The organism is Variovorax sp. Soil_C_17 (assembly GCF_057657265.1).
On record NZ_JBDGIT010000001.1, the window covers coordinates 651,457 to 670,496 of the forward strand.

A 19,040-nucleotide genomic window follows, 5' to 3' on the forward strand; every position below is an offset into this window, starting at 1 on the left:
CCGCAGAACGGAAGCCACTTCATGACCACAGTCTCCGACCACATGACGCGGGGCGTCCGCGCGATGTCGCCGCGAGATTCCGCCCAGGCCGCGGCCCAGGTGATGGCCGAGTTCGGCGTGGCCGTGATCCCGGTCTGCGAGGCCGGCCGGCTGGTGGGCATCGTCAGCGACCGCGACATCGCGGTGCGCGGCGTCGCCCGCGGGTTGCCGCTGGCCAACACCCCGCTGGGCTACCTGATGAGCGCCGAGCTGCTCTGCTGCTACGAGGACGAGTCGATCGACGAGGTCATCGCCCGGATGCGCCATGCGCGGATGCGGCGCCTGCCGGTGGTCGACCGCCGGCGGCAACTGGTGGGCATGCTGCTGCTGGGCGAGCCGAGCGAGGCCCATGCCTGGTCGCACTGACCGGGGCGGGCGGCCGCACTCCGCTACGCCGGGCGCCGGTCCTCCAGCAACTTTGCGATCGCGGCGATCAACCGATCCGGCTCGATCGGCTTGGTCAGATGTGTATCGAAGCCGCGCGCCAGCAGATTCATGCCGTCCGTCTCGCTGCCCCAGCCGGTGAGCGCAATCACCACCAGCTTTTCGCCCGATGTCATCGTGCGCAGCCGCTCGGCCACCTCGATGCCGTTCATGCCCGGCATGCCGATGTCCAGCACGGCCACCTCGGGCATGGCGCGCTCCGCCGCGACGAGGGCTTCCGGGCCGCTCGCGGCGACCGCCGTCTCGTGTCCTGCGGCTTTCAGCAGCATGGACAGGGTCCACGCGGCGTCCTCGTTGTCGTCGACGATCAGCACCCGCGTCCTGCCGAGCCCGGCGGGGGTCGCTGCCGGCGGCTGCGGCGCGGCGGCCTGCGCGCTGCCGAGCGGCAGCCGCACGCGGAAACGGCTGCCCTTGCCAGGGCCCTCGCTTTCGGCCTCTACCTGGCCGCCGTGCAGCCTGATGATGTTGCGCACCAGCGCCAGGCCCACGCCCAGGCCGTCGTTGTTGCGATGCGCCGCGGCAGGCCCCTGGGCGTAGAGATCGAAGATGCGGTCGATCGTCTCGGGCGCCATGCCGACGCCGTTGTCGCTCACCACGATCGCCACCTCGCCATCACCCGCTTCCACCTGCAGCGACACCTCGCCGCCCGGCGCGGTGTACTTGGCCGCGTTGGTCAGCAGGTTGACGATGACCTGGGCCATGCGCAGCGGGTCGACGCGCACGTAAACGGGCTGGTTCGGCAGGCGGGTCGAGAGCCGATGCTCCGCGGCCTTCAGCAGCGGCTCGGCCGTCTCCAGCGCCGCCTCGACGACGCTGGAGACGGCCACGTCCTGCAGGTGCAGCTCGAGCTGGCCCACGGTCAGGCGCGACACGTCCAGCAGGTCGTCGAGCAGGACCTTCATGGTGCGGGACTGGCGCTTCACGATAAGAGCCGCCTGCTCGCGCTGCTGCGGCGTGCTCGATTCGTCGGTCAGCAGGGCGGCGGCGCTGCTCACGGCGGCCAGCGGGTTGCGCAGCTCGTGCGAGAGCACGGCCAGGAAGCGGTCCTTGGCAGCGTCGGCTTCCTCCAGCCGGGTGCGCGCGGCCTCGTTCTCCTGCAGCGCGTGCATCAGCTCGGCCTGGCTGCGCTTGAGCGCCGCCTGCGCTTCGCGCGCCTGCGTCTGGTCGCGCAGGATCTTCACGAAGCCGACAGCCCCGCCGGAGCTGTCCTGCATGCGCATCAGCAAGCCGCTGCCCCAGAAGCGGATGCCGTCCTTGCACACGTGGAAACGCTCGTCGGCCGCTCTTTCCTCGGTCAACGCGGTCCGGGCTTCCTGCGCAGGCGCTCCGGCGCGCCGGTCCTCGTCGGTGAAGATGATGTCGGCCGGCCGCCCCAACGCCTCGGCTTCGGTGTAGCCCAGCAGTCGTTCGGCGCCCTTGTTCCAGCTGGTGATGACGCGTTCGAGGTCGGTGGAGAAGATGGCGTAGTCGCGCGCGTTCTCCACCACCAGGCGCAGCCGCTCCTCGCTGCGGCGCAGCGCTTCCGCCGCCTGCGCGGCCTTCTCGGCATTCGCGAGCTCGTCGGCCTGGGTCTCGAGCGGCGGGTGGGAGTGCGCCTGCGGCACCGGCGAAGGCGCTGCGCCGCGGGCTTTGAAGTCGAAGAGCACCAGCGTCATGTCATGGCGGCCCTCCTTGACCGGGACCACCCGCATGCCAATCACCCAGGCCTCGCCGCCGGCAGGCACCTGCACCCTGGGCGTCTCGACCACCTCGCCGCTCTGCGCGGCCCGGTCCAGCGCGGTCCGCAGCTCGGCACGCAGGGCCGAGGGGACCAGCCGCAGCAGGTTGCGGGCCGGCTCGCCGGCCGTGTGCTGCAGCAGCTGCGCCGCGCCGGCGGACAGATGCACGATGTCGTGCCCGGCGTCGATCAGCGCCGAGGGGAGCCCCAGATGCTCCAACAGCTTCAGGTGCAGCTCGCCCAAGGAGATGCCCGTCATGGCCGGACCTTTCCGCGACATCCGGCGATCAGGTGCTGCTGCTCGATCAGGACGGCGTCGTCGATGAGCTCGGAATGCGCTTCCTCGATGTGGTCAGGCGTGAGGTCGTTCATGGCTCGGTCCGTGGGGGCCTGGGCCGTGCTCGCCGCCTCAGGCCGGTGTCGATTATGCGAGCCGGGGGCTCATTTCCCGGTGCGGCGGCACTGGAGTACCTTCTGGCCCAGCGGGGTGAATTTTCTCGTGCCGGCATTTCATTCACCGAGCTTGCGCTCGCTCTGCTGCATGCGGTCGAGCACCTGCTCGGGCGCGACATCGCGCTCCAGTTCCTGGAGCTCCGGGTCGTGCGCCTCGGGCACGCCCATGCGGCGGGCCATCTCGCCGACGAGCGTGACCAGGCGCGTGATCTCGTGCTCGGCGAGCAGGCTGATCTGCAGGTCCAGGTCGGCGCGCTGGTCGGCCTGCGCGGCCATGCGGTTCTGGCTCACCAGCACGAAGGTGGAGATGAAGATGGCCTCCACCGAGGCCACCATGGCGAGCACCACGAAGGTGGGATCGAAGCGGGGCACCGGCGGCACCCAGCCGAGGTTGACCACGATCCACGTGCCGTAGACGAGCAGGTGCAGGTAGACGAACTTCATGCTGCCCGCAAAGGCGGTGATCGCATCGGCGATCCGGTCCTGCAGGGCGGTCTCGCGCTGTTCCTTTCGGCGCCGCTCGACCAGCGCCTCGATGTTGCGGTCTACCAGGCCGGCCATCTCGCCGGCGCCGCCCGGGTCCGGCGGCTGCGCGGCCGCGGGATCATCCGCGCTCACGGATCGCTCCGGCTGCCGCGTCGAACTGCGACGCGTACAGCGCACGCGCGCGCGCCGCCGCTTCGTCGGGCGCGCAAAGATAGATCTCGTGCCCCGGGCGTGCCTCCACCCGCAGGCCGCTCGACCGCAGCATGGCCTCGACCGCGGCATGGTTGGGCGCCCACCAGTTGGTCGGATCGCCTGCCAGCCGGTGCTCGATGAAGGCCATGCGCGGCCAGCCCGACTCCAGGAGCGGCGTGCGGTCCTCGATCGGGCAGTCGGCCGTGCGGGCGTACACCGAATCGCCCGGCATGGTGAGTGTCTGGAACATCATGAGCCGCCGCGTGCGGCGGGCCAGCAGGTCCAGCGCCAGCAGCGGGTAGCGCAGGTGATAGAAGACGCCCATGAACCACACGAGGTCGAACGTTTCCTCCGAGTGGGCGATCTCGTAGACCTCCATGCGGCGGAACTCCACCTGCGCTTCCAGCCCGAACTCGTGCGCCGCCCAGCGCGCCTGCGCCAGGTAGTGCGCATCGACGTCGATGCCCAGCACCGAGGCGCCGCGGCGCGCGAGCTCGAAGCTGTAGAAGCCGGCATTGCAGCCGACGTCCAGCACGCGCCAGCCGCCCAGGTCGGCCGGCACGAAGGGTTCGATCTGCTGCCACTTGAAGCGCGGGAAGTCGCCGCCGAGAAAATGGTGCGGCAAGGTCTGCACCCCGCCCGGCAGGTGGAGGTTGTGGAACCAGGGCGCGAGCGCGTCGATGCGGCGCTGCAGCGCGTCGGCGTCCGGGGATCGGGGCTTGGGGCTGGTGGACATGGCTGCCGCGCGCTCCTTCATGCTGCCTCGCGCGCATGCAGCGCGCGCACATAGCCTTCGAGCTGCACGGCGCGATGCGCGGCCGTGTGCTGGGCCAGGATGCGGCTGCGCGCCCGCTCGCCCACCGAGCGGCGCTCGTCCTCGGGCAGCTCGCGCAGCAGGCGCAGCACCTCGGCCGCCGAGTCGGCGAGGAAGATCTCGCGCCCGGGCTCGAGCAGGGTCTCGATGCCCTCCCACCGGTCGCTGACGATCGGCGTGCCGCAGGCCGCCGCCTCGAACAGCCGCACGCTGGGCGACCAGCCGGCTTCGATCATGTCGTCGCGCGTCACGTTGAGCGTGAAGCGCTGGCGGTTGTAGAAGGCGCGATGCTCGGCCGGCGGCAAGTGCTGGATGTGCTGCACGGTGGCGGGCCAGTCGATGCCGTTCGGGTATTTCGCCCCGGCGACGGCGAAGCGGCCCGCGTGCCACTGCCGGGCCGGCTGCAGGAGCATGCGCTCGACGCGCGGCTGCCGGTCGTCGCTGTAGGTCCCCATGTAGCCCAGGTCCCACTGCATCGGCAAGGGCTCGGGGAAATAGAGCGTGGGGTCGACGGCGCAGTGGAGCACCCGGGCCGCGGGCGAGCCGAATTCGCGTTCCAGCCTGGCCAGCGTGGGGCCGCCAGTGAAGGAGAGGTACAGGTCGTAGCCGGCCACTTGCCGCGCCTCGAGGTAGGGCGCCTCGCCGGGCGGCGGTTCGCGCAGGCGCGCGAGCGTGACCGGCGTGTCGATGTCGTAGAAGGCCGTGAGGCCCGAGGCCTCGGCCTGGACCCAGTCGCCGACCGCGACGCCGTCGCGCACGAAGGAACCGACGATCACCAGGTCCGCCGCGCCGATGTCCGCCGCATGGAGGCGCTGCAGCGCCTTCAGGTCCTGGTAGAGCACCGTGCGGCCGAAGGGCGGCTGCGGCAGGTCGCGATGGCCGGCGTACCAGGGGACGTCGCATTCGAGGAAGAGCACGTCGTGCCCGCGCGCGGCCAGCTCGCGCACCAGGCCGCGGTAAGTGGTCGCATGGCCGTTGCCCCAGGACGAGGTGATCGACAGGCCGATGATCGCGATGCGCAGCGGGCCGGGATTCATGGATGGGCCTCCCCGGCGGCTCAATGCGCCAGCTCCACGACGCGCGCCGTCTCCCGGCCTTCGAGCAGGGCCTCCAGCTGCGCGGCGCGGTGCGCGTAGGTGTGCTGCGCCAGCAGGCGCTTGCAGGCGGCCAGCCCGATCCGGTGGGCGGCCGCCGGGTCCAGGCGCTCCAGGTGCGCGGCCACTTCCTCGCCGCTGGACGCGACCAGCACCTCGCGCTCCGGCTCCAGGAAGAGCTCGATGCCCTCCCACGCATCGGTGATGAGGCAGGCGCCGGCGCCGGCCGCCTCGAACACGCGCGTCGCCGGCGAGAAGCCGTAGCGCGCCATGCTCTCGCGGCTGACGTTGAGCACCGCCTTCGGCGTGGCATTGAAGGCGTTGTGGTCGGCCGTGTAGACGTGGCCGATGTACTTCACGTTGCTGGGCATCGCCTTGTCCTCCCAGCCGCTGCCGCCGAGCAGGAAGCGGGCCTCGGGCAGCCGGGCGGCGGCATGCAGGAAGAACTCGCTCACCCGTGCCTCTCGGTCCGGCAGCCGGTTGCCCAGGAAGGACAGGTCCGCCACGAAGTGCGGCAGCGGCTCGACCGGGTGGTGGGTGGCCGGATCGAGCGCGTTGTAGATGGGCACGCAGCGCCGGGCACCGAAGCGCTCGTAGGCGGCCACCACCGGCTCGCCGCCGCCGTAGGTGAGCACGAGGTCGTAGCCGGGCACCAGCGCGCGGAAGGGGTCGGCCGGATCGGCCCGCATGCGGTCGAGCGTGGCGGGCGCGTCCACATCCCAGAACGCGACGCGCGTGGAAGGGCTCTTGAGGTCGAGCACCGCGGCCTCCAGCAGCGCATCGAACACGCCGACGCCGCTGGCCTTGACCACCAGGTCGGCGCCGCGGGCCTGCTCGACCATGCGCAGCGCGTGATGCTCGCCTTCGCCGGGGTAGACGATCACCTCGGCCCAGTCGGGGTCCTCGATGTCCCGGTGCTGCTGGCGCCCGTAGGCGTCGGGTTCGTAGAAGCGCACGCGATGGCCGCGCTCGTGCAGCGCGCGCACGATGCCGCGGTAGTAGGTCGCGGCACCGTTCCAGTAGGCCGAGACCAGGCTGGAGGCGAAGAAGGCGATGTCCATGTTCTTCCTTTGGTTCACGCAATGCCGGGTGCGGCGTGCGCGGCCGGCTGGAGCCCGGCATGAATGCCGAGCAGCTCGTCCACGCGGTGCGCGCAGGTGTGGCGCCCGAGCACGGTGCGCCGCCCGTGCGCCGACAGCTCGCGCCGGGCTTCGGGGTCGGCCAGCAGGGTGCGCAGGTGCCGCTTCATGGCCCGGCCATCGGCCGCCACGAGGTAGTCGCGGCCGGGATCGAACAGCGCCTCGACGTCGTCCCAGGGCGCCGAGACCAGCGGAATGCCGCAGGCCAGCGCCTCGAACATGCGGATGGTCGGGATGCCGGGCAAGGCCTTCGCATAGGGCCGGCGCGGCACGTGCACGGTGAGCGCGAAATGCGCGAAGACGCGCGGCGCCTCGTGGTTGGGCAGCCAGCCGCCGTAATCGATGCCGGCCTGCTGCAGCCGCGCGAGCGCATGCGCCGGATAGCGCACGCCGTGGATGCGCGCCTTCAGGCCGAGCTGCCGCACCGGCTCCAGCAGGAACTCGCCGAGCTCGGCCTCGCGCTCGTCGTCGCCCCAGTTGCCGATCCACACCAGGTCGCCCTCGCGCGCGAGGCCTTCGATGGGGCGGAAGCGGCGCACGTCCGCCGCCTCGTGCCAGGTCCATGCCCGGCGCGCCCAGCCGCGGGCGCGGTACAGGTCGCGGATCACGTTGCCGAAAGCGAGCACGCCGTCGTAGTCCGACAGGTCGTAGCGGGCCATGCCCAGCGCATCGGTCTTGCTCCGGTGGTGCGTGTCGTGGAACAGCAGGCGGTAGTGCCGGTGGGCACGGCGGTGCAGGCCGATGCGCCGCACCAGCGCATGCGTGTTCCACTCGTGCACGAGCACCAGGTCGGCGCCGTCCAGCGCCTCGTCGAGGTCGAGCGTGGCCTCGTCGTAGAAGCGGCTGCGCAGCTCCGGGTAGGCGCGGGCGAAGGCCGCGAGCGCTTGCTCGCCGTGCTCGGCCTGCAGGTTCACGCGGCTCCAGGCGTCCCGCGGTTCGTAGACCGCGAGCGCATGGCCGCGCGCGACGAGCTCGCTGCAGACGCCGCGCAGGAAGTGGGCATTGCCATGGTTCCAGTCGGACACGAGCGAGTGGCAGAAGATCACGACGCGCATGAGAACGCCTCCATGCGTGGCGCGCGCGGCGGCGAGGCGTGCGCGATGAGTTGGCGGTAGGCGCGGCGATAGGCGTGCGCCATGCGCGCGGGCGTGAAGCGCAGCGCGCGGGCACGCGCGCTGCGCGCCAGTGCGTCGCGCAGCGACGGCTGCGCGATCAGGCGCAGGAGCGCATCTCGAAGGGCGTCGTGGTCGTCGGGTGCCACGTAGAGCGCGGCCGGTCCCCACAGCTCGCGCAGGCTGCCGATGTCGCCGAGCACCAGCGCGCAGCCCGACAGCGCCGCCTCGAGCGCGCTCTGGCCGAAGGGCTCGTAGCGCGCGGGCAAGGCATAGATCGCGGCCTGCGACATCCGCACCGCCAGCGCTGAAGGCGAGAGCTCGCCGAGCGCTTGCACGGCGCGCGTCTCGCGCGTGCCGCCGCCGGGGTTGCGCGTTGCACCGGCCACGTACACCGGCCAGGGGAGCTCCGGGGCCACGGCCTCGAGCGCGGCCAGGTTCTTGGCCTCGTCCCACAGGCGCCCCGCCGACAGCACCATCGGCTGCTTGGCCGAAGGGCGGTAGACAAGGGGACTGCGCCCGTTGGGCAGCACCAGGCCGGGCCGCGCAAGCCCGTGGTGCTCGGCCAGCGCGTCGAGCATGGCGCGCGTCGGCGCAGCGACCAGGCCGGCGCCGGCCAGGCCCGCGGCCACCACGTGCCGGTAGCGGTCAAAGTGCGCTGGCGCGCTGCCGCCACGCACCGCGCGCCACCACGACAGCACGCACGAATGCGCCACCACGAGCGTGGGTGCCCGAAAGCGCAGGGCGCCGAAGGCGAACTGGTTGAGGTGCAGCACGTCGGGACGCAGCGCATCGTCGAGCTGCTGCAGCCAGCGGCCCGCGCCGGCGACATCGGCCCAGGGGTCGTCCATCCATTCGAGCCGCCACGCGCTCTCGTGCAGCGACAACGCCGGAATGCCCGCCGCCTGCGCGCGCTGCGCCGCGCTCAGGCGCGCTCCCATGCTGGCCAGTGTGACGCGCACGCCCAGCGCGCCGAGCCCTGCCGCCAGTTCCAGCGCATGGGCCCAGACGCCGCCGACGCAGTCGGCCGTCATCAGGACGTGGAGCGGGCGTTCAGCGGCCATAGATCGCATCCAGCACCGCTGCCACCTCGGCCACGCGCGCCACCTCGGGATCGAAGCCCGCGCCGGCCGCGAGGCGGCGGGCCCAGTGAACGGCGGCGCGGCCGCCCCAGTCGTCGGGCGGCTCGGCCAGCAGCGTGGCCTGCGTGCCGTCCAGGCGCTCGGCCACGAAGTCGTAGAAGGAGCCGCGCAGGTTGCGCAGGCGCGCGCCGCCGCGCGTGCCGTGGAAAGTTGCCCCGATGACGGCATCGCAGCCGGCGTGCAGGTTCCACGAGCAGGCGAGCCGCGCGGTCGCGCCGCCGCCCAGCTCGAGTTGTGCGATGGCATGGTCTTCCACCACCGACGGCCGGGTGCCGAGCCGGCGGCCTTGCGCCCACAGCGTGCTCCGAACGTCGAGCACGCGCGGAAAGCCGAGCGTCCACAGCGCCAGGTCCACGAGATGGATGCCCAGGTCGATGACGCAGCCGCCGCCCGAGCGCAGCGGATCGCGGAACCACGGCTTGTCGGGCCCGTAGGCGTTGTGGAAGACCAGGTCGACCGCGTACACCTCGCCGATCGCGCCGCCGGCCACCAGCTCGCGCACCCGGCGCATCGCGGCGGTGTGGCGATAGGAGAGGTCGACCGCCAGCAGCAGCCCGGCCTGGCGCGCCGCATCGATGACGCAGGTGCTCTCCACGGCCGTGCGGCCCAGCGGTTTCTGGCAGAAGACGGCGAGGCCGCGGGCCAGCGCGGCTTCGGCCTGCTGCGCATGCAGCGCGCTCGGCGTCGCGATCACGATGCCGTCGAGCGCCTCGCCGAGCAGCGCATCGAAGGACGATGCCGGCGCCGCCCGCGGATGCGCCGCCAGCGCGGCGCCGAGCGCCTCGGGCCCGGCATCGCACAGCGCGGCGACCTCGGCCGCGCCGTCCGCGGCGATGGCCTCCATGCGGTGCCGGCCGATCCAGCCCACGCCGAGGAAGCCCAGGCGCGGCCTGCGCGTGGCGGCAGGCGGGGCGACGGCAGGGCTTGCCGGCGCCCCCTCGACCATCAGTTCGCTCACTTCCTTCCTCCTCCTCCCATGTCAGGTGCTGGTGACCACGGCCTTGAGAAAACCGTCGGGCCGCCGGCGCGTGAGCTCCAGCGCTTCGCCGAGCCGGTCGAGCGGAAGGCGATGCGTGATCAGCGGCGCGGGGTCGAGCACGCCCGCGGCCATCAGGTCGATCGCGGCGCGAATGCCTTCGACATAGCGGGCCGGGTCGCGCTCGTGCGCGTTGACGACGTCGATGCCGCGCCAGTTCCACAGCTGCAGGTTGACCTGGCGCACGCCGTCCTGGTGATAGCCCGCGATCACGAGCCGTCCGCGCTCGGCCGTGAGCTCGCCGGCGAGGTCGAGCGGCCACTGCAAGCCGACCGCCTCGATCACGCGCTCGCACCAGCGCCCTTCGGTGAGCCGCTTCGCTTCCTGCAGGATGCGTGCGTGATCGTCCATGAGGAGGGTCTCGGCAGCGCCGGCTTGGCGCGCGACCTCCAGCGCGAAGGGCCGGCGCGAGATGGCGATCACGCGCGCACCGGCATTCGACGCCAGCCGCGTGAGCAGGGCTCCGAGAAAGCCGATGCCGACGATGGCCACGGTCTGACCGGCTTCGATGCCGCTGCGCCGGAAGATGTTCACGGCACAGCCGAGCGGCTCGCCCGGCATGACGGCATGGTCGAGCTCGGGCGGAATCGGCACCACCGCCGCGGCATCCGCGACGTCGTACTCGGCGTGCGCGCGATAGCTCAGCGCGGCGACCCGCATGCCCTTGCGCAGGCCTTGCACGCCCTCGCCGACCGCCGCGATGCGGCCCCAGCCTTCGTGTCCGGGCGCACCTGCCGCCTGCGGGTACTCGAACCACGAGCGGCCCTCCCACAGCGGCAGGCTCGATGCGCACACGCCCGAGCCTTCCAGGCGCAGCAGCACCTGCCCCGGGCCGGGTGCGGGCCGCTCCACGCGCGCCAGCGTGAGCTCGCGCGGCGCGCTTATGACGCCGGCAAGCATCGGGGCTCCCAGCCAGTGCGCAGGTCCGCCGCCAAGCCCGGCGCAGCCGCGCGCATCTCGCACAGCCAGCGATGAAGCCGCTCGATGCCGTCGGCGGCGCCGATCCGCGGCGCCCAGCCGGTGGCCTCCCGGAAGCGGCGGATGTCCGAGACGTAGTAGCGCTGGTCGCCCGTGCGCCAGCCGCCGGCCTCGGTGCGCGGCCGCGCGCCCTCGAGCCGCTCGATGTGCTGGAGCAGGTCCAGCAGGCTGATGACGTTGCCCGGGCCGCCGCCGATGTTGAAGGCCTGGCCCGAGAGCCGCTCGACATGCCGATCGGCCAGCAGGAAGGCCTCGACCAGGTCGTCGACGAAGAGGATGTCGCGCACCTGCCGGCCGTCGCCGTAGATCGTGATCGGCACGCGGTCCAGCGCGCGCAGCAGGAAATGCGCGACCCAGCCCTGGTCCTCGGTGCCGAACTGGTGCCGCCCGTAGATGCAGCTCATGCGGAAGACCACCGTCTTCAGGCCGAAGCTGCGCGCGTAGTCGTGCACGTACTGGTCGGCGGTGCCCTTCGAGCAGCCGTAGGGGCTGTGGAAGTCGAGCGGGCGCGACTCCGGAATGCCGTGGGCGGCAAGCTCCTGCGACACCGGCGCGTAGCGCTGGCCGCGCAGCTCGAGCGCAACGTCCTCCAGGCCGCCGTAGACCTTGTTGGTCGAGGTCATGACGACCGAAGGCGGCACGCGCTGCGAACGCGCGGCCTCCAGCACGTTGAGCGTGCCCTGCGCGTTGATCGAGAAGTCCTCGCGGGGATCGACCAGGCTGGTGGTGACCGCCACCTGCGCCGCGAAGTGGAACACGCGGCGCGCACGCGCGACGGCACGCTCCACCGCCTTCGCATCGCGCACGTCGGCGATGGCGATCTCCAGCCCTTCGCGATGGGTGTCGCGCAGCCAGGCCAGGTTGTGCTCGACGCCGGCGCGCGACAGGTTGTCGAGCACGAGCACCGGCTGCTTTTCGGACAACAGCCGATGCGCGAGGTTCGCGCCGACGAAGCCGGCGCCGCCGGTGATGAGCGTGAGGCCCTCCCGGGCCGCGCTGCCGTTGAGCACACTGACCTTGCTGCCGTTGGCGCGCGTCATATGGCGAGCCCCCGTGCATCGAGTTCGGCGCTCGCCTGCGCCACGCGGTCGACGGCCGCCTGCCCTTCGAGCCAGGCGGCCAGCTCGGCCAGGCCGTCGTCGAGCTTCACCTGCGGCGTGTAGCCCAGGATGTCGCGCGCCTTCGAGATGTCGGCGAAGCAGTGCCGGATGTCGCCCACGCGGTACTTGCCCGTGATCTCCGGCTGCAGGTGCTCCCTGCCGGTCACCGCGGCCAGTCGCTGCGCGATCTCGCGCACGGTGCGGGCTTCGCCGCTGCCGATGTTGAAGACCTCGCCCGCCGCCGCCGGAGTCTCCAGCGCGAGCCGGCAGGCGCGGGCGATGTCGTAGACGCTGACGAAGTCGCGCTGCTGCCAGCCGTCTTCGAAGATGCGCGGCGCGCTGTCGTTCAGCAGGCGCGAGGCGAAGATCGCCAGCACGCCGGTGTAGGGGTTCGACAGCGCCTGCCGCGGCCCGTAGGCATTGAAGAAGCGCAGCGCCACGGCCTTCATCCCGTAGGCGCGGGCGATCATCAGGCACATGCGCTCCTGGTCCAGCTTGGAGAGCGCGTACACCGAGGCCAGCGCCGGCGCCTTGGTCTCGGGCGTGGGCGCGGGCAGGAGCGCTGCGCCATCCTCGTCGCGCCATTCCCACTCGCCGCGGCGCAGCTGCTCGAGCGAACGCTCGCCCACCACGCGCGTCTCGCCGCGCGCCGTGCGGTACAGGCCCTCTCCGTAGAGGCTCATGCTGGAGGCCACGATCAGCTGCGCGACCGGCTTCTCGATCAAGGCCTCGAGCAGCACCGCGGTGCCGAGGTTGTTGGTGCGCGTGTAGTGCACCACCTCGTACATGCTCTGCCCGACGCCGACCGCGGAAGCGAAGTGGAAGACGGCATCGACGCCGCGCAGCGCGCTGCGCATCGCCGTGGGGTCGCACACGTCGCCATGCACCAGCTCCACCTCGGGGTCGAGGTAGTCGGGTCTTCGTGCATCGCTGCCATGCACTTGCGACGCGAGGTTGTCGAGGACGCGCACGCGAAGGCTGCGCGCAAGAAGTTCGTCCGCGAGGTGAGAGCCGATGAAGCCGGCCCCGCCGGTAATGAGTACGAGCTGCGACATGAAGGTCCCTGTTCTTGTCTTGTTGACGGGTCGGCCGGCTGTGCATGAGCGGGTCGACCGAGGGCCCGAGCGTGGTGTGCGGAGGCCCTCTCTTCTGTGCGATGCAACTGACGCAGATGTAGGAACAAAGCTTCGTTACGCCACTGCTGAGCTGGTGTACGCGACGTGCGCGCACATGATGGAGGCTCGCATCCACAGAGAGGTCATCGATCCATGAACAAGATTCGCGTCGCGATCATCGGCGTCGGCAATTGCGCCTCGTCGCTGGTGCAGGGCGTCCACTTCTACGGCGAAGCCTCGGGCACCGCCTTCGTGCCGGGCCTGATGCACATCGATCTCGCGGGCTACCGTCCGGGCGACATCGAGTTCAGCGCAGCCTTCGACGTGCATGCGGGCAAGGTGGGACTCGACCTCGGCGAGGCGATCCTGCAGGCGCCCAACAACACGATCCGCTTCGCGCAGGTGCCGCCGCTGGGCGTCGCGGTGCAGCGCGGCCCGACGCTCGACGGCATCGGCAAGTACCTGCGCGGCGTGGTGCCGCAGGCCCGCGCCAAGCCGGTGAACGTCGCGCAGGTGCTCCGGGACAGCGGCACGGACGTGGTGGTCTCGTATCTGCCGGTGGGCTCGACCAAGGCCACCGAGTGGTATGTGGAGCAAGTGCTGGAGGCAGGCTGCGCCTTCGTGAATTGCGTGCCGGTGTTCATCGCCTCGTCCAGCCGATGGCAGCAGCGCTTCGCGGAGCGCGGCCTGCCGGTGATCGGCGACGACATCAAGTCGCAGGTGGGCGCGACCATCGTGCACCGCATCCTCACCGACCTGTTCCGCAAGCGCGGCGTGCAGCTCGATCGGACCTACCAGCTCAACTTCGGCGGCAACACCGACTTCCTCAACATGCTGGAGCGCGAGCGCCTGGTGTCCAAGAAGATCTCGAAGACGCAGGCGGTGACCAGCCAGCTGGGCAACCCGATGAAGGCGGAGAACGTGCACGTGGGGCCGAGCGATCACGTGCCCTGGCTCACGGACCGCAAGTGGTGCTACATCCGCATGGAGGGCACCACCTTCGGCGACGTGCCGCTCAACTGCGAGATCAAGCTGGAGGTGTGGGACTCGCCGAACTCCGCCGGCGTGGTGATCGACGCGGTGCGCTGCGCCAAGCTGGCGCTCGACCGCGGCATCGGCGGCCCGGTGCTGGCGCCGGCCAGCTATTTCATGAAGTCGCCGCCGCAGCAGTTCACCGACGACGAGGCGCGCGAGCTGGTCGAAGCCTTCATCCGCGGCGATGCCGAGGCGCTCGCGCCGGCGCGGCCGGCCGGTGCCGCCGAGGAAGCGATCGTTCCGCCCGAAAGCAAGAGCAGCCAGACATGATCGAAGCCGTCAAGTTCTGGAACGAGCCCAACAACAAGTCGCACTGGGACCTCGAACTCGATCCGGCATGGACCGCGTATGGCGCGATGGTCAAGGAAGCCTCGGCCGCGGTCCGCACGGAGAGCGGCGAGCTGACCCAGGTGCTCGGCGGCATCTCGCCGATCGATCCCTTCTTCATGCAGCGGCTGCGCGACCAGGGCGTGCTCGACGGGCTCGATGCGGTGGCGGTGCATGGCTTCCCGCTCGACTGGAACCACTGGCAGATCGACGAGTGGCCCGCGCGAATCGCCGAGATCGAGGCCGTGACGCCCTTGCCGGTGTGGGTCACGGAAGTGGGCATCTCCACCTTCGGCGCCGAGGAGGTGCAGGAGTTCGGGCTGCGGCGCACGGCCGAGCTGCTGATGGGCCGCGTGCCGCGCATCCACTGGTACTCGCTCTACGACCTGCCGAAGGCCTGGCCGGCCACGACGCGGCATCGCGAAGCCGAGGGGTCGAGCTACTACCGGCACTTCCACATGGGGCTGCTGCGCGAGGACGGCTCGCCCAAGCGGGCCTGCCGGCAGTTCGAGGCCTACACGCCCGAAATGGGCATCTGCCAGTGGTTCCACTTCGAGGACCATCGGCTCGACGATGCGGTGCAATGGCTGCGGCGCCTCGGCGTGCGGCGGCTGCGCACGGGCCTGAGCTGGGCCGACAGCTTTCGCCCCGGTGCGGACCGCTGGTTCGACCGGCAGATGCGTGCGCTCGAAGACTTCGAGGTGACGCTGACCTTCTGCTTCACGCCCGAGCACCGCGGCGTGGCCCCGCACCACACGAGCCCGCCGCTGGTGGCCGGCGAGTATGCGGAGTTCTGCGCGCGGATGGTCCGGCGCTATGCGCCGGACCTGCTCGGTGTGCGGCAGGCGCTTCTCACGCCTGCGCAGCGCGACGCGCCTTCGCCCGCGGCTTGAGGTGCTTGGGCACGCCGGCCACGGCAGGTGCCAGGTGCTGCGGCGCGCTCGCGGCAGTCGCCTGCAGGCCGGCGGTTTCGCCGAGCAGGCGGTCGAAGTAGGCGATGGTTTTCGTCAACCCTTCCTCGAGCTGGATGCGAGGCTGCCAGCCGAGGGTGTCGCGCGCGAGCTCGATGCGGGGCTGCCGCTGCAACGGATCGTCCGAAGGCAAGGGAGCGAAGCTCAGCTTCGAGCGCGAGCCGGTGAGGCGGATCACGTGCTCGGCCAGCTCGCGGATGGTGAACTCGCCCGGGTTGCCGATGTTCACGGGACCGATGCCGGCAGTCTCGGATTCCATGAAGCGGTGCAGGCCCTCGATGAGGTCGTCGACGAAGCAGAAGCTGCGCGTCTGGCGGCCCTCGCCGTAGATGGTGATGGGTTCGCCGCGCAGCGCCTGCACGATGAAGTTGGACACCACGCGCCCGTCGTTGGGATGCATGCGCGGGCCGTAGGTGTTGAAGATGCGCGCCACGCGGATGTCCACGGCATGCTGGCGGTGGTAGTCGAAAAACAGCGTCTCGGCGCAGCGCTTGCCTTCGTCGTAGCAGCTGCGGATGCCGATGGGATTGACGCGGCCCCAGTAGCTCTCGGGCTGCGGATGGGTGTCCGGGTCGCCATAGACCTCGCTGGTGGAGGCCTGCAGGATGCGCGCATGCAGGCGCTTGGCCAGCCCGAGCATGTTGATGGCGCCGTGCACGCTGGTCTTGGTGGTCTGCACCGGATCGTGCTGGTAGTGCACCGGCGACGCGGGGCAGGCGAGGTTGTAGATCTGGTCGACCTCGACGTACAGCGGGAAGGTGACGTCGTGGCGCATGAGCTCGAAGCGCGGATGCGCCAGCAGGTGCTCGATGTTGCGCTTGGTGCCGGTGAAGAAGTTGTCGACGCACAGCACCTCGTGGCCTTCGGCGAGCAGCTTCTCGCACAGATGGCTGCCGAGGAAGCCGGCACCGCCGGTGACGAGGATGCGACGTTGGGCGTTGTAGATGCGCATGGCGTGGACTCGCTGAAGTTGAAGGTTGAAGGTTGAAGTGCGGGGGTTGAGGTGCAAAAAAACCTAGCAGAGTTTTGGCTGGCGAGATACCGGACGACATCCTTCGGCGCGGTTGACCCTATTGATGAGCTGCCGCTCGCACCGCGCCGCGCGCAAAGGCGTTAGGGTCTGTCGAAACCGGATGCGTATGCCGTGAACACCTGGCAGCCGAACTTCAGCTGGATCGACGACACGCTCGCCGTCGGTGGGAGCTTTCCCAGCGAACGCGCGGAAGGGCTCGCGCGCGAGCACGGCATTCAGGCGGTGGTCGATCTGCGCGGCGAAGCGCAGCCGGACGTTCTCGTGCTGCGCCGGCACGGCATCGCGCTGCTGCACCTGCCGACCGAGGACATGTGCGGCGTGGCCATGTCCGATCTCGATCGCGGCATCCGTTTCGTCAACGCATTCCGGGACGCCGGGCAGCGCGTGCTGATTCATTGCGAGTACGGGATCGGCCGCTCGGCCACGCTCGCACTGTGCGTGCTGGTGCAGCGGGGCCATGCGCCGCTCGACGCACTCGCGCTCATGAAGAAGCAGCGCCCGCTGGTGTCGCCGTCTCCGGAGCAGTTCGCCTGCTGGTGCGCATGGCTGGAGCACCATCGTTCGACCAGCGATGTCGATTGGCAGCTGCCGAGCTTCGACGAGTTCCAGGCGCTCGCCTATGCGCGGCGCGAGCCCTAGTGCGCGATGCTCATCTATGCAGACGCCGTCCGCCATGAAGACGCCGCCGCCGTGCTCGCCCGCCTGCGGCGCAGCCTGCGGGAGCTCGCGCTGCTGCCGCCGGGACTCGAACGGCACGCACGCCTCGTCGGCGCGTTGGTCGAGGCCGGCGAGTTCGCGCAGGGGCTGGCCGATGCGCAGCACGGCACGGCCGATGCCGCGATGTCGCTGGTGCGCACGCTGGCCGAGTGCTGCGCGCGCTCGTGGGACAGCGATTTCGAGATGGACGGCTGCGTGCCCGCCGCCACGCTTGCCGCTTGCGCGGACCGCCTGCCGCAGGAGCCGATCGAACTGAAGCGCCCCGAGGGCTACGCCTACTACGCGCTCTATCCCGAGAGCTACCTGGAAGCGGCGCGGCAGCTGCACGCGTCGTCGTGGCAGGTGTTCGGCATCCGGAGCATCGGCACCAGCCTGGCCGCGATGGCCGCGGCAGGCCTCGGTGCGCCATGTCCGAGGACCGTGCGGCCGAGCGGGCATCCGTTCGCGCGGCGGCTGGCGGCAGACGCGAGGGCGATCGACATGCACGCGGCGGCATTCGCGGTGGTCGACGAGGGGCCCGGCCTCTCGGGCTCCTCGATGGCGGCGGTGGGACGGTGGCTCCTCGACGCGGGCGTCGCGCCCGGGCGCCTTCATTTCTTCGCCGGTCATGCGATGGGGCCCGGCGCGATGGCGAGCCCGGAGGTGCGCGCGGTGTGGGCCGGCGCGCAGGTGCACGCCGCGAGCTTCGAACGGGCCATCCTGCGGCCGCGGCGATCGGCGCATCGCCTGGAGAACTGGATCGCCCCGCTGGTCGGGCCGCTGCGGGCGCAGCTGCAGGACATCTCGGGCGGACGCTGGCGCGGACTCCAGAGCCGCCCCGCCGGTGAAGCGCCGCCGGTGCATCCCGCCCGGGAGCGCCGCAAGTTCCTCGCGGAGACCGCGAAAGGCCGCTGGCTGGTGAAGTTCATCGGACTCGGCCTGGAAGGAGAGCGCAAGTACCTGCGCGCCAAGGCCTTGGCCGCGGCCGGTTTCGTGGTCCCGCCCGCGGGGCTGTGCCACGGCTTCGTGGTCGAGCGCTGGCGCGACGATCTCCTGCCGATGCCGGCGCGTCCCACCGGCGATCTGCGCCTGCGGCTGATCGATCGCATCGGCGACTACCTGGGCTTTCGTGCACGTTCGTTCCCGGCTTCCGAAAGCGCGGGCGCCTCGGTGCGCAGCCTCTTCGAGATGGGCCGCTTCAATACCCAGGCCGTGCTCGGCGCCGCGCTCGCCGCGGCCTGGGATGCGTGGGAGCCGGCACTGGAGCGCCTGTCGCGCGCGCTTTGCCGCGTCGAGACCGACAACCGGATGCAGGCATGGGAGTGGCTCACGGCGGGCACGCTCATCCTCAAGACGGACGCGGTCGACCACCATGCGGCGCATGACCTGGTCGGCTGCCAGGATCTCGCCTGGGACATCGCGGGGGCGGCCGTGGAGTTCGCGCTTTCGAACGACGAGGTGGCGCGCCTGGTCGCGCGCTGCGGCCGCGCGCCGGACCCGGCGCTGCTGTGCTTCAGCCGGCTGTGCTATTTGGCCTTCGAGCTCGGCCGCTGCCATGAAGCGATGGCCTCGGGCGCCGCGGCCGACCCGCCGATGCAAGCCGCTGCCGCACGCTACGAAGAGGCCTTGCGCGCGGCGCTCGCCGCGCCGTCGCCGGCCACACCGGCGCGCAGGAAACCGTCCGACTCCGGCACGGCCTCTGCGCCCGCGCCGCGATGCATGCAGACGCGAGATGTTGTCCCCCTAGCTTCAGGAGGCGACATGGAACAGCAACGGAAGCAACCCGGCCAGCAGCAGCAACAGCAGGCCGTGCCGCCGGTGGACGCGGGCGGTTCGTCGGTCGCGGGCGAGGAAGATCCGGGCGCGGCGATCGAGCCCACCACGCCGAGGCCCGGCGACGAGGCGCGCCCCGGCACGCCGGGAACCGGTGAAGGGATCTGCCGCCGCTGCGGCGGCAGCGGAAGCATCTCCGGCGGCGAGCCTTGCCCCGACTGCGGCGGCACCGGGCACGTGACGGTCGGCATCGGCGGCGCCTGAACAGGGCGGCGGAGGCTGGCATGGAGCTTGCCACTTTCTCCCGGATCGGACGGCCGGCATCGTGCCGCCGCCGAAACCGT

General features: G+C 71.2%; 17 protein-coding genes. 5 read left to right on the forward strand and 12 right to left on the reverse strand.

What is annotated here, in order from left to right; genetic code table 11:
• Positions 1–21 precede the first annotated feature (21 nt).
• A complete protein-coding gene (locus tag AC3A6Y_RS03045; RefSeq protein WP_487866752.1) occupies positions 22–405 on the forward strand; it encodes a CBS domain-containing protein in 384 nt (127 codons plus the stop codon).
• A gap of 23 nt (positions 406–428) precedes the next feature.
• Here AC3A6Y_RS03045 and AC3A6Y_RS03050 read toward each other — a convergent pair whose 3' ends face one another.
• The 11 genes from AC3A6Y_RS03050 to AC3A6Y_RS03100 form a co-directional block, all read right to left on the reverse strand.
• Positions 429–2,459 (reverse strand): hybrid sensor histidine kinase/response regulator, encoded by a 2,031-nt coding sequence (locus AC3A6Y_RS03050; RefSeq protein WP_487866753.1) that lies wholly within the window; start codon positions 2,457–2,459, stop codon positions 429–431.
• A gap of 251 nt (positions 2,460–2,710) precedes the next feature.
• Positions 2,711–3,271: a DUF1003 domain-containing protein gene (locus AC3A6Y_RS03055; protein WP_487866754.1), complete on the reverse strand. Its 561-nt coding sequence runs from the start codon at positions 3,269–3,271 to the stop codon at positions 2,711–2,713.
• Entirely contained in the window at positions 3,258–4,067 is an 810-nt protein-coding gene (locus tag AC3A6Y_RS03060) for a TIGR04290 family methyltransferase (RefSeq protein ID WP_487866755.1), read from the reverse strand. The genes AC3A6Y_RS03055 and AC3A6Y_RS03060 overlap by 14 nt, the downstream gene beginning before the upstream one ends.
• A gap of 17 nt (positions 4,068–4,084) precedes the next feature.
• Positions 4,085–5,182 (reverse strand): CgeB family protein, encoded by a 1,098-nt coding sequence (locus tag AC3A6Y_RS03065; protein WP_487866756.1) that lies wholly within the window; start codon positions 5,180–5,182, stop codon positions 4,085–4,087.
• 20 nt (positions 5,183–5,202) lie between these two features.
• Positions 5,203–6,300 carry a CgeB family protein gene (locus AC3A6Y_RS03070; RefSeq protein WP_487866757.1) on the reverse strand — a complete coding sequence of 366 codons (1,098 nt, stop codon included), beginning with the start codon at positions 6,298–6,300 and terminating at the stop codon, positions 5,203–5,205.
• A 14-nt stretch (positions 6,301–6,314) separates the two neighbouring features.
• Positions 6,315–7,433 (reverse strand): CgeB family protein, encoded by a 1,119-nt coding sequence (locus AC3A6Y_RS03075; RefSeq protein ID WP_487866758.1) that lies wholly within the window; start codon positions 7,431–7,433, stop codon positions 6,315–6,317.
• Positions 7,421–8,554, reverse strand: coding sequence for a glycosyltransferase family 4 protein (locus tag AC3A6Y_RS03080; RefSeq protein WP_487866759.1), 1,134 nt, complete (start codon positions 8,552–8,554; stop codon positions 7,421–7,423). The genes AC3A6Y_RS03075 and AC3A6Y_RS03080 overlap by 13 nt, the downstream gene beginning before the upstream one ends.
• Positions 8,544–9,590: a Gfo/Idh/MocA family protein gene (locus tag AC3A6Y_RS03085; RefSeq protein ID WP_487866760.1), complete on the reverse strand. Its 1,047-nt coding sequence runs from the start codon at positions 9,588–9,590 to the stop codon at positions 8,544–8,546. The genes AC3A6Y_RS03080 and AC3A6Y_RS03085 overlap by 11 nt, the downstream gene beginning before the upstream one ends.
• A 21-nt stretch (positions 9,591–9,611) precedes the next feature.
• A complete protein-coding gene (locus AC3A6Y_RS03090) occupies positions 9,612–10,568 on the reverse strand; it encodes an MDR/zinc-dependent alcohol dehydrogenase-like family protein (RefSeq protein ID WP_487866761.1) in 957 nt (318 codons plus the stop codon).
• Positions 10,550–11,686 carry an NAD-dependent epimerase/dehydratase family protein gene (locus AC3A6Y_RS03095; protein WP_487866762.1) on the reverse strand — a complete coding sequence of 379 codons (1,137 nt, stop codon included), beginning with the start codon at positions 11,684–11,686 and terminating at the stop codon, positions 10,550–10,552. The genes AC3A6Y_RS03090 and AC3A6Y_RS03095 overlap by 19 nt, the downstream gene beginning before the upstream one ends.
• The gene (locus AC3A6Y_RS03100; protein ID WP_487866763.1) at positions 11,683–12,801 is read right to left on the reverse strand and encodes an NAD-dependent epimerase/dehydratase family protein; all 1,119 of its coding nucleotides are present in this window, start codon (positions 12,799–12,801) and stop codon (positions 11,683–11,685) included. Before AC3A6Y_RS03100 ends, AC3A6Y_RS03095 begins: the two co-directional genes overlap by 4 nt.
• 213 nt (positions 12,802–13,014) lie before the next feature.
• Between AC3A6Y_RS03100 and AC3A6Y_RS03105 the strand changes: the two genes are divergently transcribed.
• Both AC3A6Y_RS03105 and AC3A6Y_RS03110 read left to right on the forward strand, forming a co-directional pair.
• Positions 13,015–14,166 (forward strand): inositol-3-phosphate synthase, encoded by a 1,152-nt coding sequence (locus AC3A6Y_RS03105; RefSeq protein ID WP_487866764.1) that lies wholly within the window; start codon positions 13,015–13,017, stop codon positions 14,164–14,166.
• A complete protein-coding gene (locus tag AC3A6Y_RS03110) occupies positions 14,163–15,116 on the forward strand; it encodes a glycosyl hydrolase (protein ID WP_487866765.1) in 954 nt (317 codons plus the stop codon). The genes AC3A6Y_RS03105 and AC3A6Y_RS03110 overlap by 4 nt, the downstream gene beginning before the upstream one ends.
• On the opposite strand, the gene AC3A6Y_RS03115 is transcribed toward AC3A6Y_RS03110, so the two are convergent.
• A complete protein-coding gene (locus tag AC3A6Y_RS03115) occupies positions 15,076–16,146 on the reverse strand; it encodes a UDP-glucuronic acid decarboxylase family protein (protein ID WP_487866766.1) in 1,071 nt (356 codons plus the stop codon). The two genes, AC3A6Y_RS03110 and AC3A6Y_RS03115, sit on opposite strands and share 41 nt — an antisense overlap.
• A 192-nt stretch (positions 16,147–16,338) precedes the next feature.
• Between AC3A6Y_RS03115 and AC3A6Y_RS03120 the strand changes: the two genes are divergently transcribed.
• Both AC3A6Y_RS03120 and AC3A6Y_RS03125 read left to right on the forward strand, forming a co-directional pair.
• Positions 16,339–16,866, forward strand: coding sequence for a protein-tyrosine phosphatase family protein (locus AC3A6Y_RS03120; protein WP_487866767.1), 528 nt, complete (start codon positions 16,339–16,341; stop codon positions 16,864–16,866).
• Between the two features lie 6 nt (positions 16,867–16,872).
• Entirely contained in the window at positions 16,873–18,960 is a 2,088-nt protein-coding gene (locus AC3A6Y_RS03125) for a hypothetical protein (protein WP_487866768.1), read from the forward strand.
• Positions 18,961–19,040 lie beyond the last annotated feature (80 nt).

Excerpts from the sequence above, each read along its gene's own strand:
- AC3A6Y_RS03090 (WP_487866761.1), bottom strand. The coding sequence starts at position 10,568 with ATGCTTGCCGGCGTCATAAGCGCGCCGCGCGAGCTCACGCTGGCGCGC.
- AC3A6Y_RS03045 (WP_487866752.1), top strand. The coding sequence starts at position 22 with ATGACCACAGTCTCCGACCACATGACGCGGGGCGTCCGCGCGATGTCG.
- AC3A6Y_RS03105 (WP_487866764.1), top strand. The coding sequence starts at position 13,015 with ATGAACAAGATTCGCGTCGCGATCATCGGCGTCGGCAATTGCGCCTCG.
- AC3A6Y_RS03125 (WP_487866768.1), top strand. The coding sequence starts at position 16,873 with ATGCTCATCTATGCAGACGCCGTCCGCCATGAAGACGCCGCCGCCGTG.
- AC3A6Y_RS03060 (WP_487866755.1), bottom strand. The coding sequence starts at position 4,067 with ATGTCCACCAGCCCCAAGCCCCGATCCCCGGACGCCGACGCGCTGCAG.
- AC3A6Y_RS03070 (WP_487866757.1), bottom strand. The coding sequence starts at position 6,300 with ATGGACATCGCCTTCTTCGCCTCCAGCCTGGTCTCGGCCTACTGGAAC.
- AC3A6Y_RS03075 (WP_487866758.1), bottom strand. The coding sequence starts at position 7,433 with ATGCGCGTCGTGATCTTCTGCCACTCGCTCGTGTCCGACTGGAACCAT.
- AC3A6Y_RS03080 (WP_487866759.1), bottom strand. The coding sequence starts at position 8,554 with ATGGCCGCTGAACGCCCGCTCCACGTCCTGATGACGGCCGACTGCGTC.
- AC3A6Y_RS03115 (WP_487866766.1), bottom strand. The coding sequence starts at position 16,146 with ATGCGCATCTACAACGCCCAACGTCGCATCCTCGTCACCGGCGGTGCC.
- AC3A6Y_RS03095 (WP_487866762.1), bottom strand. The coding sequence starts at position 11,686 with ATGACGCGCGCCAACGGCAGCAAGGTCAGTGTGCTCAACGGCAGCGCG.
- AC3A6Y_RS03110 (WP_487866765.1), top strand. The coding sequence starts at position 14,163 with ATGATCGAAGCCGTCAAGTTCTGGAACGAGCCCAACAACAAGTCGCAC.
- AC3A6Y_RS03065 (WP_487866756.1), bottom strand. The coding sequence starts at position 5,182 with ATGAATCCCGGCCCGCTGCGCATCGCGATCATCGGCCTGTCGATCACC.
- AC3A6Y_RS03050 (WP_487866753.1), bottom strand. The coding sequence starts at position 2,459 with ATGACGGGCATCTCCTTGGGCGAGCTGCACCTGAAGCTGTTGGAGCAT.
- AC3A6Y_RS03100 (WP_487866763.1), bottom strand. The coding sequence starts at position 12,801 with ATGTCGCAGCTCGTACTCATTACCGGCGGGGCCGGCTTCATCGGCTCT.